This window comes from Bariatricus sp. TF06-38A (assembly GCF_027690675.1).
Lineage (GTDB): Bacteria > Bacillota > Clostridia > Lachnospirales > Lachnospiraceae > Allocoprococcus > Allocoprococcus comes.
Genome location: NZ_JAQFCE010000008.1, coordinates 71,804 through 85,835, shown reverse-complemented (window position 1 = coordinate 85,835; position 14,032 = coordinate 71,804). Strand labels below are relative to the sequence as shown.

20 protein-coding genes and 1 pseudogene are annotated in these 14,032 nt (G+C 39.4%); 6 read left to right on the top strand and 15 right to left on the bottom strand.

The features are described 5' to 3' along the window. Position 1: 1 nt before the first annotated feature. The 4 genes from PG418_RS08610 to PG418_RS08595 are packed head-to-tail and all read right to left on the bottom strand — an operon-like array spanning position 2 to position 3,718. On the bottom strand, positions 2–745 hold the full coding sequence (locus PG418_RS08610) for an amino acid ABC transporter permease (RefSeq protein ID WP_498837291.1): 744 nt from the start codon (positions 743–745) through the stop codon (positions 2–4). Then, positions 745–1,608 carry a transporter substrate-binding domain-containing protein gene (locus PG418_RS08605; protein ID WP_227120778.1) on the bottom strand — a complete coding sequence of 288 codons (864 nt, stop codon included), beginning with the start codon at positions 1,606–1,608 and terminating at the stop codon, positions 745–747. The genes PG418_RS08610 and PG418_RS08605 overlap by 1 nt, the downstream gene beginning before the upstream one ends. Positions 1,609–1,633: 25 nt before the next feature. Further along, positions 1,634–2,671 carry a glutathione S-transferase C-terminal domain-containing protein gene (locus PG418_RS08600; RefSeq protein WP_008369934.1) on the bottom strand — a complete coding sequence of 346 codons (1,038 nt, stop codon included), beginning with the start codon at positions 2,669–2,671 and terminating at the stop codon, positions 1,634–1,636. A gap of 12 nt (positions 2,672–2,683) precedes the next feature. Beyond that, positions 2,684–3,718, bottom strand: coding sequence for a glutathione S-transferase C-terminal domain-containing protein (locus PG418_RS08595; protein WP_055249392.1), 1,035 nt, complete (start codon positions 3,716–3,718; stop codon positions 2,684–2,686). Between the two features lie 236 nt (positions 3,719–3,954). On the opposite strand from PG418_RS08595, the gene PG418_RS08590 reads away from it, so the two are divergent. Next, entirely contained in the window at positions 3,955–4,362 is a 408-nt protein-coding gene (locus PG418_RS08590) for an RrF2 family transcriptional regulator (protein WP_055158591.1), read from the top strand. An 11-nt stretch (positions 4,363–4,373) separates the two neighbouring features. Continuing rightward, entirely contained in the window at positions 4,374–4,862 is a 489-nt protein-coding gene (locus PG418_RS08585; protein ID WP_055158593.1) for a free L-methionine (R)-S-oxide reductase MsrC, read from the top strand. Here the strand turns inward: PG418_RS08585 and PG418_RS08580 are convergent. After that, positions 4,846–5,088, bottom strand: a complete 243-nt coding sequence (locus PG418_RS08580; RefSeq protein WP_195368338.1) for a hypothetical protein — start codon at positions 5,086–5,088, stop codon at positions 4,846–4,848. The two genes, PG418_RS08585 and PG418_RS08580, sit on opposite strands and share 17 nt — an antisense overlap. A gap of 68 nt (positions 5,089–5,156) precedes the next feature. Between PG418_RS08580 and PG418_RS08575 the strand changes: the two genes are divergently transcribed. After that, positions 5,157–6,365: an MYG1 family protein gene (locus PG418_RS08575; protein ID WP_498837290.1), complete on the top strand. Its 1,209-nt coding sequence runs from the start codon at positions 5,157–5,159 to the stop codon at positions 6,363–6,365. A gap of 80 nt (positions 6,366–6,445) precedes the next feature. On the opposite strand, the gene PG418_RS08570 is transcribed toward PG418_RS08575, so the two are convergent. Then, the gene (locus tag PG418_RS08570) at positions 6,446–7,444 is read right to left on the bottom strand and encodes an aromatic acid exporter family protein (protein ID WP_498837289.1); all 999 of its coding nucleotides are present in this window, start codon (positions 7,442–7,444) and stop codon (positions 6,446–6,448) included. 83 nt (positions 7,445–7,527) lie between these two features. After that, positions 7,528–7,677 carry a hypothetical protein gene (locus PG418_RS08565; protein WP_498837288.1) on the bottom strand — a complete coding sequence of 50 codons (150 nt, stop codon included), beginning with the start codon at positions 7,675–7,677 and terminating at the stop codon, positions 7,528–7,530. A 251-nt stretch (positions 7,678–7,928) separates the two neighbouring features. Here PG418_RS08565 and PG418_RS08560 point away from each other — a divergent pair, with 251 nt between their 5' ends. Continuing rightward, positions 7,929–8,051: a hypothetical protein gene (locus PG418_RS08560; RefSeq protein WP_256170940.1), complete on the top strand. Its 123-nt coding sequence runs from the start codon at positions 7,929–7,931 to the stop codon at positions 8,049–8,051. A gap of 169 nt (positions 8,052–8,220) precedes the next feature. Here PG418_RS08560 and PG418_RS08555 read toward each other — a convergent pair whose 3' ends face one another. From PG418_RS08555 to PG418_RS08540, 4 genes and pseudogenes are all read right to left on the bottom strand, one after another. Continuing rightward, a complete protein-coding gene (locus PG418_RS08555; RefSeq protein ID WP_173690796.1) occupies positions 8,221–9,129 on the bottom strand; it encodes a radical SAM mobile pair protein B in 909 nt (302 codons plus the stop codon). Between the two features lie 28 nt (positions 9,130–9,157). Next, positions 9,158–9,409: pseudogene (locus PG418_RS08550) on the bottom strand (radical SAM mobile pair protein A); the annotation flags it as partial. Further along, on the bottom strand, positions 9,406–9,843 hold the full coding sequence (locus tag PG418_RS08545; protein ID WP_055156121.1) for a radical SAM mobile pair system MarR family transcriptional regulator: 438 nt from the start codon (positions 9,841–9,843) through the stop codon (positions 9,406–9,408). The pseudogene PG418_RS08550 and the gene PG418_RS08545, both read right to left, overlap by 4 nt. Before the next feature lie 143 nt (positions 9,844–9,986). After that, entirely contained in the window at positions 9,987–10,319 is a 333-nt protein-coding gene (locus tag PG418_RS08540) for a winged helix-turn-helix transcriptional regulator (RefSeq protein ID WP_008373705.1), read from the bottom strand. Positions 10,320–10,459: 140 nt separating this feature from the next. Here PG418_RS08540 and PG418_RS08535 point away from each other — a divergent pair, with 140 nt between their 5' ends. Beyond that, a complete protein-coding gene (locus PG418_RS08535; protein WP_020993869.1) occupies positions 10,460–10,813 on the top strand; it encodes a cupin domain-containing protein in 354 nt (117 codons plus the stop codon). Between the two features lie 105 nt (positions 10,814–10,918). On the opposite strand, the gene PG418_RS08530 is transcribed toward PG418_RS08535, so the two are convergent. After that, positions 10,919–11,065 carry a hypothetical protein gene (locus PG418_RS08530; RefSeq protein WP_498837287.1) on the bottom strand — a complete coding sequence of 49 codons (147 nt, stop codon included), beginning with the start codon at positions 11,063–11,065 and terminating at the stop codon, positions 10,919–10,921. A 37-nt stretch (positions 11,066–11,102) separates the two neighbouring features. Beyond that, complete coding sequence (locus PG418_RS08525; RefSeq protein ID WP_004613237.1) at positions 11,103–11,426, bottom strand: hypothetical protein; 324 nt, start codon at positions 11,424–11,426, stop codon at positions 11,103–11,105. A gap of 340 nt (positions 11,427–11,766) precedes the next feature. Here PG418_RS08525 and PG418_RS08520 point away from each other — a divergent pair, with 340 nt between their 5' ends. Beyond that, positions 11,767–12,003, top strand: a complete 237-nt coding sequence (locus PG418_RS08520; RefSeq protein WP_002578301.1) for a DUF6061 family protein — start codon at positions 11,767–11,769, stop codon at positions 12,001–12,003. Positions 12,004–12,136: 133 nt separating this feature from the next. Here PG418_RS08520 and PG418_RS08515 read toward each other — a convergent pair whose 3' ends face one another. Together PG418_RS08515 and PG418_RS08510 are read right to left on the bottom strand one after the other, a co-directional pair. Continuing rightward, positions 12,137–13,456 (bottom strand): MATE family efflux transporter, encoded by a 1,320-nt coding sequence (locus PG418_RS08515; protein WP_002595210.1) that lies wholly within the window; start codon positions 13,454–13,456, stop codon positions 12,137–12,139. Further along, positions 13,446–13,904, bottom strand: a complete 459-nt coding sequence (locus tag PG418_RS08510) for a MarR family transcriptional regulator (protein WP_009243743.1) — start codon at positions 13,902–13,904, stop codon at positions 13,446–13,448. Before PG418_RS08510 ends, PG418_RS08515 begins: the two co-directional genes overlap by 11 nt. Positions 13,905–14,032 lie beyond the last annotated feature (128 nt).

The following is a 14,032-nucleotide window of genomic DNA, read 5'->3' as shown; positions in this document are numbered from 1 at the left end:
CTTATTCCACCTCTGTATCTCTGATATCTAAAAGTGCCGGTGCATCTTCCGGTACCCGGAGCTTTTTCTCAAGATAGCTGATCACTCTCTCAAGTACGAAAGTAATTACCCAGTAAATAATTGCCAGTGAGATATACACTTCAAAGTAACGGTAATTTCTTCCCGCAAGAATCTTTCCTTCTGCGGTCATCTCCACTACGGAACAGACAAATGCAAGAGAAGTTCCTTTGATCAGTCCGATAAATGCATTTCCAAGGGATGGGAGTGCTACCACGGTTGCCTCCGGAAGGATGATCCTTATCAATGCCTGGAAATAATTCATTCCTAAAGCGCTTGCTGCCTCAACCTGTCCTTTATCTGCTGATTCAAGAGAGGCACGGATGATCTCTGCGTTAAATGCAGATTCATTGAGTGCCAGAGCAACGAATGCATATACGATTGGTGCGACTCCATTGACATTGTAGTTGGTTCCACATTTAAAATTGATATATTTCAGGAGCATCGGAATACCGAAATAAGTCACATATAACTGAACCAGGATCGGCGTTCCGCGGATAACCGAGATATAGATACTTACCAGCTGTTTCAGTACCGGTACCTTTTTAATCTTCACAAGTGCAAGGAGCAGTCCCAGGATGAGACTGGCGATCATTGCTGTGACAGCCAGTTCCATTGTGACCGGAAGATATTTTAAAAGTAGCGGTATCTGTGTAAATACCAGTTTTCCATCAAATAATTTACCCATTAGTTAATCGTCTCCTCGAACTTATCATCCTCCGGTGCGGCATCCTGACCATACCATTTTTTACTGATCTCAGTCAGGGTTCCGTCTTCCTTCAGCTCCTTCAGCGCTTTGTCTACCTGTTCTCTTAAATCTTTCTGATCCTGTGGGAAAATATAATATGCATAAGAGTTTTCTGCAATCATTTTTGCTTCATCTTCCGGAATATCATTTTTCTGCACATCATAGTTAAATTCTTCCATGTAAGAGTTGTACATTGCCAGATCGATGATCGTAAAATCCTGCGATCCGTCTGCTACATGCTGTAAAAATACAGATGTATCTGCATCCGAGTAAGTAATATTGATCGCTTTATCCGGATTCTTTTCATTCCATGCTTCTACTGCATTGGATACGCTGATTCCTGTACCACCTTCAAAAGAAAGTCCTGCTGCATCTTCAAATGATTTGATCTCTTTTCCACCTTTCTTTGTTACGAATACATAGCTGATCTTGTCATATGGATAAGAGTAAAGATAACTTGCTCCACGGTCTTCGTTGTAAGAGAAGTTGTTGACTCCGATCTGATAATTTCCACTGTTCAGTCCGGAAAGTACAGATCCAAAATCAGTCACTTCGTATTCCAGTTCATAATCCGGAAGTTTATCAAAAACTGCATTCAGTACATCCACATCGTATCCTGCCGGCTTGTCATCATCGCCTACATAGACATATGGTTTTGCGTTTGCTCCGGTTGCTGCTTTGATTACTGTCTTTCCACTGTCTGAAGAACTGTCCTTTGAAGCGCTTTCTGAAGAAGATCCGCATCCTGTAGCCAGGACTCCTGCTGCCAGTGTAACTGCTAAAATGCTTGCCAACTTTTTCATAATATTTTTCCTCGTCTTTCGTCTGTTATTTTTCTGCTTTAAATTTGTGTGCCGGATCTTTACTGAGTGATTCTCTTCCTGTCGGTGTCTTCCAGATGGTATCCCAGTCTGTTTCCTGCACCACGATATCATAGTATGTATTTTCCCAATACTCTTCATCTGCTTCATTTAGATCGACAGATGCCGCAAAATCCTTAAAATATGTGTTATGTCTGAATGCCGGGATCTGATACAGATCTCTTGCATATCCCCATAGATTCGGGTAATCTACCAGACGGTGTTTGCAAGGTCCGATATTTCTTGAATAAGACACATCCAGTCTTGCGATGGTTGTATAAAGACGGATATCACTGTCTGTCACATAATCTCCGAATAAGAATCTCTTGTCTGCAAGTCTTTCCTCCATTGCATCAAGCCCTGCGAAAAATGTCTCATATCCATCGGCAAATGCCTGTAAGGATTCAGCGAACTGCGCTCGATAAACAGCGTTGTTTACATTTTCAAAGAGCCATTTGTTCAGCTTATCGATCTCCGGTCTTAATTCTTCCGGGTAAAGGTCCGGCGCTCCCTTTTTGTGGAACGGTCTGAACGCTGTTTCCAGATGATTTGTAAGCCAGTGGTAATCATTATTTACCACTTTCTTTGTCTTATAATCTACAAATGCCGGAACGGTTGTACGTCCTGTGTATTCTTCATCCGCATTGTAGTAAAGCTCACTTAAGAACTGTGCGCCCGTTTCCGGATTGATATGATCCGGGGAATTTACAAATTCCCATCCAAGATTCTCTTCCCGGTCTGTCCAGTCTACGATCTCAACTTTCACTGCATCCTCAAGTCCGAGAAGCTCTCTTGCGATCGCTGCCCGATTGGACCAGTTGCATCCTTTTGCCCAGAAAAGAATATATCTGTCTTTTTCTACTGGATTTTTCCCTTCTCCAAAACCTTCCGTGAAGCGGTTTGGCTGACGATGGAAATTTCCATATTCATCAATTTCCTGTGCAGTTTCTCTCGGTCTTACTCTGATCTGTCTTCCATTTACATCTACATATTCAAAATCTGCCATAATTCGTTCCTCCTACTGTTCTTCTGCCTTAAATTTATTGCCCGGATCGCTGCTTAAATGTGCACGGTCATGCGGTGCACCCCAGTATGCATCAAAATTAATCTCATCCAGAAATCTTGCATTGAAAGATTCAAAAAATAATGCGCCGACCTTCTTGTTGTTTGGATTTGCGAAATCCTTAAAGTAGGTGTTGTTTCTGAATGCCGGAATCTGATACAGGTCTCTTGCATATCCCCACAGATTCGGATAATCGATCAGGCGGTGTTTGGTATGTCCAAGCTGCCAGGTGTAACGAATATCCAGTCTCGCCAGCGTCACATACAGTCTCACATCACTGTCTGTCACATAATCTCCAAAGAGAAATCTCTGATTTTCCAGACGCTTTTCCAGAATATCCATTGCTGCATAAAAAGAATTATAGGCATCCCAGTAAGCTTCCTTTGATCTTGCAAAGGTTGCTTTATAAACTCCATTATTAATGTTATCAAAGAGCCAGTCATTCATCTCATCGATATCTTTTCTGAGTTCTTCCGGATAAAGATCCGGTGCTCCTTTTTTGTGGAACGGTTTAAAATCTACTTCAAAATAATTGGTAAGCCAGGTGTAATCGTTATTTACAACTTTTCCTGTCTTTGTATCGATCAGAGCCGGTACCGTTGTTCTTCCTGTGTAATCATCATCTGCTTTGTAATAAGCTTCACTTAAGAACTGGATTCCAAGGACCGGATCGATATGATCTTTGTCGTATACGAATTCCCATCCAAGATTCTTCTCATGCTTTGCATGATCAACCATGTTGACACTAATTGCATCTTCCAGTCCAAGAAGTTCTCTTACGATCGAAGCTCTGTTAGACCAGTGGCAAAGCTTTGCCCATACCAGATGGTATCTGCCTTTTTCTACCGGATTTTTTCCTTCTCCAAATCCTTCTGTAAAATGATTTGGCTGGCGGACAAAATATCCATTCTCATCTATCTCCGATACAACTTCCTGCGGACGTACACGGATCTTTCTTCCATTTACTACTTCATAATCAAATTCTGCCATTATTTCTTCCTCCGTTCATATTTATCAGTACTGGTTATTTTGTATAACCTTTATTTCCTATCAATTTAGTTGGTATAATATCATCTATTACCTACTAAGTCAATAGGTTATTTTATTTTTTTGTTTTTTTCTTGAAACACATATAACCCTACGGTATAATAGGTAAAAAAGCACCAGGGTTCATAAACTCTCTGGTGCTGCTATTGTACATATAAAAAAATGGGGGAAAACTAATTATGATTTCTACAAAAGGACGTTACGCACTCCGCGTGATGATTGATCTCGCCCAGCATAAGGACGAAGAATATGTTCCGCTTAACGAGATCGCAATCCGCCAGGAAATTTCCGAAAAATACCTGGAAATTGTCCTGAAAATTCTTGTAAAGAAGAAACTCTTAAAAGGACGCCGTGGCAAAGGGGGCGGATACCAGCTTACCAGGGAACCTTCTGAATACACTATCGGCGAGATTCTTGAACTTGCGGAAGGCAATCTTGCTACAGTCGCCTGCCTGGTTCCAGGTGCCGAGGTCTGCAGCCGTGAAGAGCAGTGCATTACGCTTCCTTTGTGGAAGAAATTTGATGGAATGGTACATGATTTCTTCTACGAGATTACATTGGAAGATGTGTTAAACGGAAATATTTAAGGAGATTTTTTATGAATACTTCGAATTTTGAATGGCCAGTTGATAAAAAGCCACTGTATTCCCTGCTTTCAATCCGCCTCCGCGGTCTGATTGACGGAATCCCTCACCAGATCTCAAATCTGGCAAATGCATCGGCCCTTCTCGGTGATGCGCTTCTGAACATCAACTGGGTTGGTTTTTATCTGATGAGAGAAGGCAGGCTCGTCCTTGGTCCTTTCCAGGGCAAACCTGCCTGTATTGAAATTGAAATCGGTAAAGGTGTCTGCGGAACCGCTGTGGCAAACGATCAGGTTATGCTGGTAAAGGATGTCCACCAGTTCCCGGGACATATCGCCTGCGACAGCGCCTCTAATTCCGAGATCGTGATTCCGCTTCATAAAGGAAATGAAATCGTTGGCGTTCTGGATATCGACAGCCCTGTTCTCGCCCGTTTTGATGAAGAAGATCAGGAAGGGCTGGAACACTTTGTCAGAATCCTGGAATCTATTTTTGACAGATAAGCTGTTCTTCCAGATAGCTTACGATCACCTCAGCTGCATATCCATGTGACTTTTCCCCCGGATGCCGGAGAGAACCCACTTTTTTCTCCGTCGTATCCGGGAGTTCTAAAAATCCATAAATCTTTTCATAGCGTGATGGCACATTATGATCCGGATTATTATCACATCCTGACAAAACTCCCCATCCTCTCTGCGAAACAGCCCGGAATTCTACTATTTTCCACACTTGACATTTTCCTTTTCTGCTTATACATTATTACATTAGCAAAACTATTTTTATTTGGAGAGATTAAGATGAATGAATTATTAAAAAAGATCCACCTAAAAGATGCTTCCGCATTTACACATAGTGGAAAATTCCACGCAGATGATGTATTTTCCTCTGCATTGTTATTATATTTAAATCCGGAAATTACAATCCTTCGCGGCAATAAAGTACCCGAAGACTTTGACGGCATCATATTCGACATTGGGCGCGGCAGATATGACCATCACCAGAAAGACAGCCGCATCCGTGAAAATGGCATCCCTTACGCGGCATTCGGCCTTCTCTGGGAAGAACTTGGTACCGAAATCCTGGGGGAAGAGCTTGCTGCTAAGTTTGACGAAGCTTTTGTCCAGCCACTGGATAATAATGATAATACCGGTGAAAAAAATGAACTGGCTTCACTGATTGGAAGCTTCAATCCTTCCTGGGACGAAGATGGCGGAACCGATGAAGCCTTCTTCCGTGCAGTCAGTGTTGCCGGAATGATCCTTAACAATAAATTTGCCCGTTACCTTGGAAATGAACGTGCTGACAAGCGGATCGAAGAAATTCTCGAAACACAAAATCCTGAAGCTGATTCCCGTATTCTGGTCCTTCCTGAATTCATTCCATGCCAGAAACGTCTTTCCGAAACAGATATCGCTTTCGTTATTTTTCCATCCAACCGCGGTGGTTACTGTATCCAGCCTCAGAAAAAAGAATATTCCCTGAATTATAAATGCAGTTTTCCATCTGAATGGCTCGGTCTGGAAAATGAAGAACTCCAGAAAGAAACCGGTCTTTCGAGTGCTTCTTTCTGTCACAAGGGCGGCTTTTTAATGACTACAGCTACTTTAGAAGATGCACGAAAAGCATGTCAGATCAGTCTGGATACCTTTACTGACGAGATTACCCTTGTAAATCTCAGTTCCGACACTTCTACAAACACACTTTTAATGAAGCTGCCAGAACTCACGCATGTAAAAATTATCCACAAACCTCTGCCTGATCTCCCTGCTTTAGATATCAATGGAATTTATGCTGAGGTAGAAATGGAAAAAACAGAGTGGAAAAAATATATCAAAGATCTGGTAAAAGATCTGCTGAAAACGAAACCGGAAGCTGTCTATGTCGATGGAGATATGTTTTCTCTTTACCCGGTCGTGCATCAGCTTCGCAAAAAGCATATCCCGGTTCTTACTTCTGTTACAAAAGACGGTGAAAAACTTATTATCCGTATCCCATCCGGTTCCTGATTTTTTATTATCCGGAATTTGATGATCTGAAAGTGTCAAAAAGAATGTGCCATAACACATTCTTTTTGACAAATGAGAGCTTAATTATCCCAGTATAATTTTCGCTTTTTATCATCCAGCCCATCCACAAACCTTCTTTTGAATACAAGGAATTCTTCCAGATCCATCAGGATATGGTACAGCATCGCACGGCTCTCAAATTCCTCTCTGGTCTTTGGAAGTGAATTGTTCCTGATAATCGCAAAAAGTTCATGTAGTTCATCCAACTGAGCTGATGGAACTGTATGTTCCTTCACACATACCAGCATATCAAACACATAACTCGAAATGATCATTGCCTCATCTGGCATATGTCTGATTTTCTTCATCTCATAATGTAAGTTATGGATCACGTTGCACTGCTTCATACGCATTTCAAAATAATCGATATAGTATCCCGGATGTGACTGAAACGTATTATCCTGATATTCATAGGCATCCTGGATAAAGCCCTGAACCTCTTTTTCCAACGCACAGATATCATCCCATACATTTCTCTGCATTTCCTTATTCGCCAGATATGCCGAGATCTCTCCAAGTATCATCTGCAGACGTTCTTCCGTATATCGCATATTTTCGACCAACGCCTTGCGCTGACTTCCATAATCATAAAACAAGTTCAGGACCAGTGCCATCGTAATTCCGATCAATACCAGCATAAATTCATTTGCAATAAAATCAACTTCAAAATCTCTGACTTCCAGAAAATGCATTCCGATCAGTGCATTTACAGAAATCGTCGCTCCCCATCCGATCATCTCTGCGATAATAACCACAAAAAAAACATAAATACCATATGCCATCCATTCTGATTCTACTGCCGAGAATATAATAAGCGCCATAAGTACTGAAATTATAAATGTTACAACCCTCGCTAGCGATAATTTAACAGTTTTCCACTTTGTAGTCACCATCGTAAGAAGTGCAACACTCCCTGCCGCCAGTGAATACTTCAGTCCAAACAGATTGGCTATGTAAATCGCCAGACTGCTTCCTATCGCAATTTTTAGTGCCTGCATCCCAATCTTTTTACTTTTCATTGTTCCTCCTAAAATTTCATGCGTATATCCACACAAATTCTGTACACTGCTGCATCATCCAGATCTTCCTATTGTTTTTGCTGTTACTTTCCATGCATGACAAGTATTTTTTCAATAAGCTCTGGATTATCTTCGCCATCAACCGTACCATCAAAAATCATGAGTACTTTTTCGTTTTTCACATCATAATAGTATTGTATATCATTAGCTGTGTTCCTTTTTTCGTCTGCCACTTTGATGCATACACAGTCATATATAATGCATTCGGAACCGACTGATCATAGCTGAACCATACACATCCATGTCACGCTCATATTACAAATATCCAAAATAATCCCTGTAATCATTATTATACCGATTAACAGACTAATAAACCACCTTTTTTTATCTTTACTCTCCTATAATGGTCTCATAAATTTAGACACTTTTTCGGACGGATTATAATGAATCTGATATACTAAAATCAGTATGGAAGAAAGAATTTTTGAATAATGCAGCCGTTGTATTCGACGATAAGCGTGAAGAAAATCTCAAAGAAAAACTCGCCGAAGAACGAAAAGAAAAAGCTGCATATACTCTGTATTGGGAGAGACAAAATCGGACATGATTTTAGAAGTTTTTTGAAATTATTTTTTGAAGTGCAAAAAGACATAAAAAAGATGCCAGGATTTCTCCTGACACCATAGTGACTGAACCAATATTCATGAGCTTTCATTTTATCATCTCCCCTTGTTTATTTAAATATGCAACTTTTGATGAAATATACAAACTTGAAGTTAGCGATTTCTTTTTCCGGTATTCTCTGTCCCACGGATTTCCTCATGATAGAAATAATCTACGATCACCGGATGCCCCTGCGGGACTCTGCCATAAGGCATTTCATTATCCACAAAGGCACAATCATACTTCTTAGCCATTTTCTCAGCTTTTACTTCAAGTGCTTCAAAGTAGCTGCGGTTATGCTTGTTATAGATCTCGTCGTAAAGTGGTACAAGATCAGGATATTTTCCGGCGATATAATCCATAATTGTCTTTTTGAAACCGCCTCGAAGATTGAGATTTTCGAGCCAGAACAGATCGCACTGATCCTTTACCCGCTCAAAGATTGCTTCAAAATCCGTGATACCGGGGAATACCGGGGATACGAAACAGACTGTACGGATACCTGCTTTATATACCTGCTTCATAGCAGCGATACGGCGCTCAATGCTCGAAGCAGAGTCCATATCGTTCTTGAAATTTTCATCTAATGTGTTGATCGACCATGAAACGGTTACACGTCCAAGCTTCTTCAGCAGATCAATATCCCGTACCACAAGATCCGACTTTGTGCAGATCAGAATATCTGCGTCACTGCCGATCAGCTGCTCCAGAAGTTTTCTGGTATTCCCGAATTGCTCCTCCTGTGGATTGTAGCCATCTGTCACAGAACCGATGACCACCCGCTGTCCGGCATATTTCTTCGGATTTTTAATTTCCGGCCAATGCTTCACATCAAGGAAAGTGCCCCATTCCTCCTTGTGCCCGGTAAAGCGCTTCATAAAAGAAGCATAGCAATACTTGCAGGCATGTGTACAGCCCACATAGGGATTGACCGAGTAACCGCCTACCGGCAGACTAGACTTAGTCATGATGTTCTTTGTTTCCACCTCACGAATGAGGATACCATTTATTACTTCTGCCATGATTTCTGTACCTCTAACACTTTATTAGGATCTTTGCAAATACCGCGTCTCTCCATTCCGGCTTCCATCCGGAGAGATCGCTCATGCCGGTAAGAAGAAAGTTCTGCGGACGTTTCTTTTCCATCATCTTGAGCTTACCCGGAAAGAATTCAGGGTCAGCGAAGTCATCAATCATATGCCAGCGTTTCACGTTGTTGCGGGCATAGCAATATGCACACCCCACTGTGCAGCCAATGACAATATTCATGTTCTGAATCTGATCTTTGATACCACTACTCATGACTTCTGCCACTCCTCAAGATTCTTTCTGATGCGGTCGAGGCATTCCTCAAACCGGGTAATTTCTTCCTTTGAAAAACCTTTGTAGTAAATACTGCCCATCTCATCAGATACAGAATCGTACTCGCCCTTTAAGGCATGTGCTTTCTCAGTCAGAAACAGGAGTGTTTTCCTTTTGTCCGTTTCAGACTGAACCCGGCTTATCAGCCCTTGATTTTCCATTCTTTCCAGCATCGTAGTAAGAGATGTTATCGCTAATCCGCATTTAGTCGAGAGTGACCTGATTGAGATACCATCCTCCTGCCACAGCACATAAAGAATACGTCCCTGGGCTCCATTAAACGCATCAATATTCTTTTCACTGAGAATCTTCTCGAAAATCCGGTCTCCAAGCTGTTTTATTTTGGTGACAAGAAATCCTCCATTCATTTCCATACAAAAGCTCCTATATAGTAGTTTATTAAAAACATACTATATAGGAGCTTTATTGTCAACAGTTTATATGTCTTAATAGGTAAATTCCGTTTTTTTTAATTCTCCAAACTTGAATTGTTCAAGCTTTTCAAATACTAACGTACTTAATTCTGTTCAATAATTGATTTATAGTAGTTACCAAAGTCAGCAAGTGAATTAACAATTGGAAGCATTTTTGTTCCGAGTTCCGTTAAGCCGTATTCAACTCTCGGTGGCTGCTCATGGTAATCGTGGCGATATGCCAGCCCATCACTCATCATTTGTCTTAAACTATCTGTCAAAACCTTTTGTGAAATACCATCTATACTTCGTTGTAGCTCATTGAATCTCCATGGACGCTCTTTCAAGTTACGCAAAATCAGCAGTTTCCATTTTCCTCCGATAAGAGATACTGCTGTTGCAACTGGGCATTCCGGTAATTCTTCTTTTGCTCGCATAATTCTCACCTCCGAGTCTATTGTAACACATTCATTTTTGAGTGTACAGTTACAAAAAGGTGCGTACTTGTTTTTGTATGTGTCTCACACTATACTAATACCAAGCAACCAGAAACTACAAATTAACTATGGAGGTTATTATGGCAAATTACACAAAAACAACTATTGGAAAGGAAAACCGAATTGAGCTGCATGAAAAGTTGTCTTTAACAGGTGCAGAAATCAGTTTAAACGAACTACCTGCAGGAGCAAATGTCCCATTTGTTCATTCTCATAAAGAAAATGAAGAAATCTATGGAATTCTTTCAGGTAACGGCAAAGCCATAATTGACGGAGAAGAAATTAGCCTTTCAACTGGAGACTGGCTAAAAATCGCACCTACTGCAAAGCGTCAGTTTTTTGCATCCGATATTTCTGGAATTACTTATATCTGCATTCAGGTAAAAGAAAATTCTCTGGAACATTTTACAGCAGAGGATGCCGTAATCGGCTAATTAAAAGTATTTATTTACAAAAATGCACAGTTCACGATAAGCTAAGAACTGTGCATTTCTTTTTGTTCAATATTACGTTTTCTCAATTTTTCAAACAAAAAATTATCAGTGATTATCTTTTAGAAAACAGCCAACTACAGCGACGCCAAATCCAAAAACACCTAGGACATATCCCCAAAAATTATTTGTTGTCACAGCAATTCCTAAAGGTATTATTGCAATCCCCAATAACTCAATCTTAATTCCTTTCATCGCAAATACCTTCGTTACAAACTTGAATTTGACTTGCCTATTTTCTTAAAATCTCATGTGGAGCTTCTATTTCATTTGCCAAGGTATGCTCTGTTAATTCTGACATCAATTTCAATTTTTTATTAATCAATGGTCGCATACAATTAGGAACATGTTCCTGATGCGCTCTGTGGATTGCTACACATTCCTTACAGTTTCCATGATAACGACAGGCTTTCAGGCAAGGACAGTGATCTTTGTCTTTATACTCCTTACGAAATTCCGCTGCAAATTCTTCTTGCAGTCTCAGCCCCTCGACACGGTTTCCCTTATGAAATTCTACCATTGCATCCAGTTCTTTCTGGTTCCCTTCAATCTTCATGCTATTATAGCGCCTCCATTTCAACTATTCCTCATTTTCTGATAAATTCCGATTGAGATTTCACCTGTTTTAAGAAATTTAATAACTGTTATATTTTATTATTAAATTCTTCGCAACCCCTTGAAAACACTGGATTTGTCGCAGGTGAGCTTTCCCTTATTATTTCCCTTGTGTTATATCGTCCCATCAGTGTTTATGCACTCTGATAAGGGCAAATACAAGGGCAAGAAAAATCTATAAGACAGTATAACACAAAATAAAAGTGACATGGTGAACTGATTGAAATGCTTCTTAATTTTTGCTACTACTGATTGATTAAATGATAAGGAGATGGGATACGATGAGAACAATATTTGCAGAATACAATCCACAGTGCAACAGCATTGATGTATATACTAATACGGGCTATATACTCCGTATTGATTGTTGGGAAGCAGAAAAAAATTTAAGAACCACACCTGGATCTGATTGTGCTTTGACATCGCTTGCAATCGATGAGCCATTAGAATATGCAAGGTTATATCTTGATGGGAATTTACAGATGTGGGTAGATGCTGAAGATTCATTAGAGTTATGATTATTCCAATCAAAATCTACTAGAATTTATTAAAAATTAGCTTCATAATTTTAAAAGGACAGCCCTATTGCTATGAGGCTGTCCTTAAAAATACAATAGATAAACCTAGATTATTCTTGCTACTATCTGATTGTTAAATTTTCTGTATTCCATATTGCAAATCTCCCTTTTCGCAATATTTTATTAGTATGAATGCCAGAATCGCTGAAAAAACACGTGCCAATACCGTACTCCACCATATCATAATCTGTCCACCAAATAAAGGTGGTAAAACAAGCATAAATATCAGCATCAATACTGGTTCAATGAATGTAAGAATGTATGACAATCCACTTTTTTCAGTAGCATAAAATCCAGCTGTCGCTATTCTGGTAATCGCAACAAATGGTAATGACACTAAAAATATAGGTACAATTTTAGAAATCTCAATACTTACTTCATAAGAAGCTCCGAAAACCCCTCCAATATTTGCTCTGTTTACATACATGATAATTCCACCACAAACAGCAAGAATTATTGCAAAAATGTATGCCATTCTCTGAACTCCTCTCAGGCTTTCTTGATCCTTCTCACCATAAAAACGGCTCATTAAAGGTTGACTTCCATCACCTACGCCCTGCAATATGAGATATATGATACAGATAATATAGGATACACATGCATAAGTTGCAATAGCTTTTTCTCCCCCATAAGAAGCGGAGAATCGGTTTATAAACACCAATGAAATATTAGGAGTCAATGCTAGCCCAAATGGTGCAAGACCTACTCTGAATATAGCGCCACACATTTCTTTTACATTTTTTAAGGATACATACACATAAAACTTTTTATTATATAATGCGTATATGATTGCAATTGCTGCAGTCACACCCTGTCCGGCTATTGTAGCTGTGGCTGCACCTTTCATGCCCATTTCATATATCCATACAAAGATAAAATCCAGAACAATATTGGTTATGAATCCACCAACCATCGCAAACATTGACCAGAAAGAGTTTCCATAATTTCTAATGAATGGCATCATTCCAGTTCCAAGAATCTGCAATATTGCTCCAAGTGCTATAATTTTGATATAATCTGTCGCATTTGTTAATATAATTCCATCTGCTCCAAGCAATCCTAAAATTTTAGACGAAAAGGAGTAAATAATTATGGTACTGATAACACTTACTATTACAAGAAGCCACCAGCTTGTAGCAATAAATTCTTCTGCCCGTTTTCCTTTCTTTTCTGCTGCATTAATTGAGTAATAAACAGCTCCTCCCATACCAATTCCTGTTCCAAGAGCCTGAATCAAAGCCTCAATCGGATATGCAATATTAATAGCCGAAAGTCCAGCATCTCCTATGGTATTGCCTACAAAATATCCATCCACTATCGCATATATTCCTGATAATGCAAATGCTATAATAGATGGAATAACATATTTAAAAAATAATGATTTATGATTCATTTTTCTTACAATCTCCTTCCTTGAAAAGTCTGATAAACAGCTCTGTATTATCATTAAGACTTTCTATATTCTCTAATCCCATTTTTTCGATTACATATATTTCTTTTGAGTGCAGTTTTTCTATGATATCTTTCGTATATTCCATTCCTGATTCTGTGAGGCATATCAGCTTATTTCTCTTGTCTGAATCATCAGATACCATATTGATGTATCCTTTTTTCTGAAAATCTTTTAGTATCGTATTTACCGTTTGCTTAGGTATATTCCATTTTTCACTTATCATTTTCTGCGTGCATCTTCCATTACTTTCATAAAATGAATGCAAAGCAAAAACTCCATTTGAAGACAGTCCCTGATCCTTTGACCATTCCTCATACATTGCTGTACATTCTTTCCATAAAGCATAATATCGTTGCAACTGTATTATCATATTATTATCTTTTCTCATCTTTTTCCTCCTTAAATTAGTACGAATCCAGACTTTTATATTATAGTCCGAATTCGTACTAATTGTCAAGATTTATTTATATACTTTTTCTTTATATAAACAATCAATAGTCCCTTACTAAGGACAGG

Coding starts and splice junctions, on each gene's coding strand:
- PG418_RS08610 (WP_498837291.1), bottom strand. CDS start 745: ATGGGTAAATTATTTGATGGAAAACTGGTATTTACACAGATACCGCTA.
- PG418_RS08605 (WP_227120778.1), bottom strand. CDS start 1,608: ATGAAAAAGTTGGCAAGCATTTTAGCAGTTACACTGGCAGCAGGAGTC.
- PG418_RS08600 (WP_008369934.1), bottom strand. CDS start 2,671: ATGGCAGATTTTGAATATGTAGATGTAAATGGAAGACAGATCAGAGTA.
- PG418_RS08595 (WP_055249392.1), bottom strand. CDS start 3,718: ATGGCAGAATTTGATTATGAAGTAGTAAATGGAAGAAAGATCCGTGTA.
- PG418_RS08590 (WP_055158591.1), top strand. CDS start 3,955: ATGATTTCTACAAAAGGACGTTACGCACTCCGCGTGATGATTGATCTC.
- PG418_RS08585 (WP_055158593.1), top strand. CDS start 4,374: ATGAATACTTCGAATTTTGAATGGCCAGTTGATAAAAAGCCACTGTAT.
- PG418_RS08575 (WP_498837290.1), top strand. CDS start 5,157: ATGAATGAATTATTAAAAAAGATCCACCTAAAAGATGCTTCCGCATTT.
- PG418_RS08570 (WP_498837289.1), bottom strand. CDS start 7,444: ATGAAAAGTAAAAAGATTGGGATGCAGGCACTAAAAATTGCGATAGGA.
- PG418_RS08555 (WP_173690796.1), bottom strand. CDS start 9,129: ATGGCAGAAGTAATAAATGGTATCCTCATTCGTGAGGTGGAAACAAAG.
- PG418_RS08545 (WP_055156121.1), bottom strand. CDS start 9,843: ATGGAAATGAATGGAGGATTTCTTGTCACCAAAATAAAACAGCTTGGA.
- PG418_RS08540 (WP_008373705.1), bottom strand. CDS start 10,319: ATGCGAGCAAAAGAAGAATTACCGGAATGCCCAGTTGCAACAGCAGTA.
- PG418_RS08535 (WP_020993869.1), top strand. CDS start 10,460: ATGGCAAATTACACAAAAACAACTATTGGAAAGGAAAACCGAATTGAG.
- PG418_RS08530 (WP_498837287.1), bottom strand. CDS start 11,065: ATGAAAGGAATTAAGATTGAGTTATTGGGGATTGCAATAATACCTTTA.
- PG418_RS08525 (WP_004613237.1), bottom strand. CDS start 11,426: ATGAAGATTGAAGGGAACCAGAAAGAACTGGATGCAATGGTAGAATTT.
- PG418_RS08520 (WP_002578301.1), top strand. CDS start 11,767: ATGAGAACAATATTTGCAGAATACAATCCACAGTGCAACAGCATTGAT.
- PG418_RS08515 (WP_002595210.1), bottom strand. CDS start 13,456: ATGAATCATAAATCATTATTTTTTAAATATGTTATTCCATCTATTATA.
- PG418_RS08510 (WP_009243743.1), bottom strand. CDS start 13,904: ATGAGAAAAGATAATAATATGATAATACAGTTGCAACGATATTATGCT.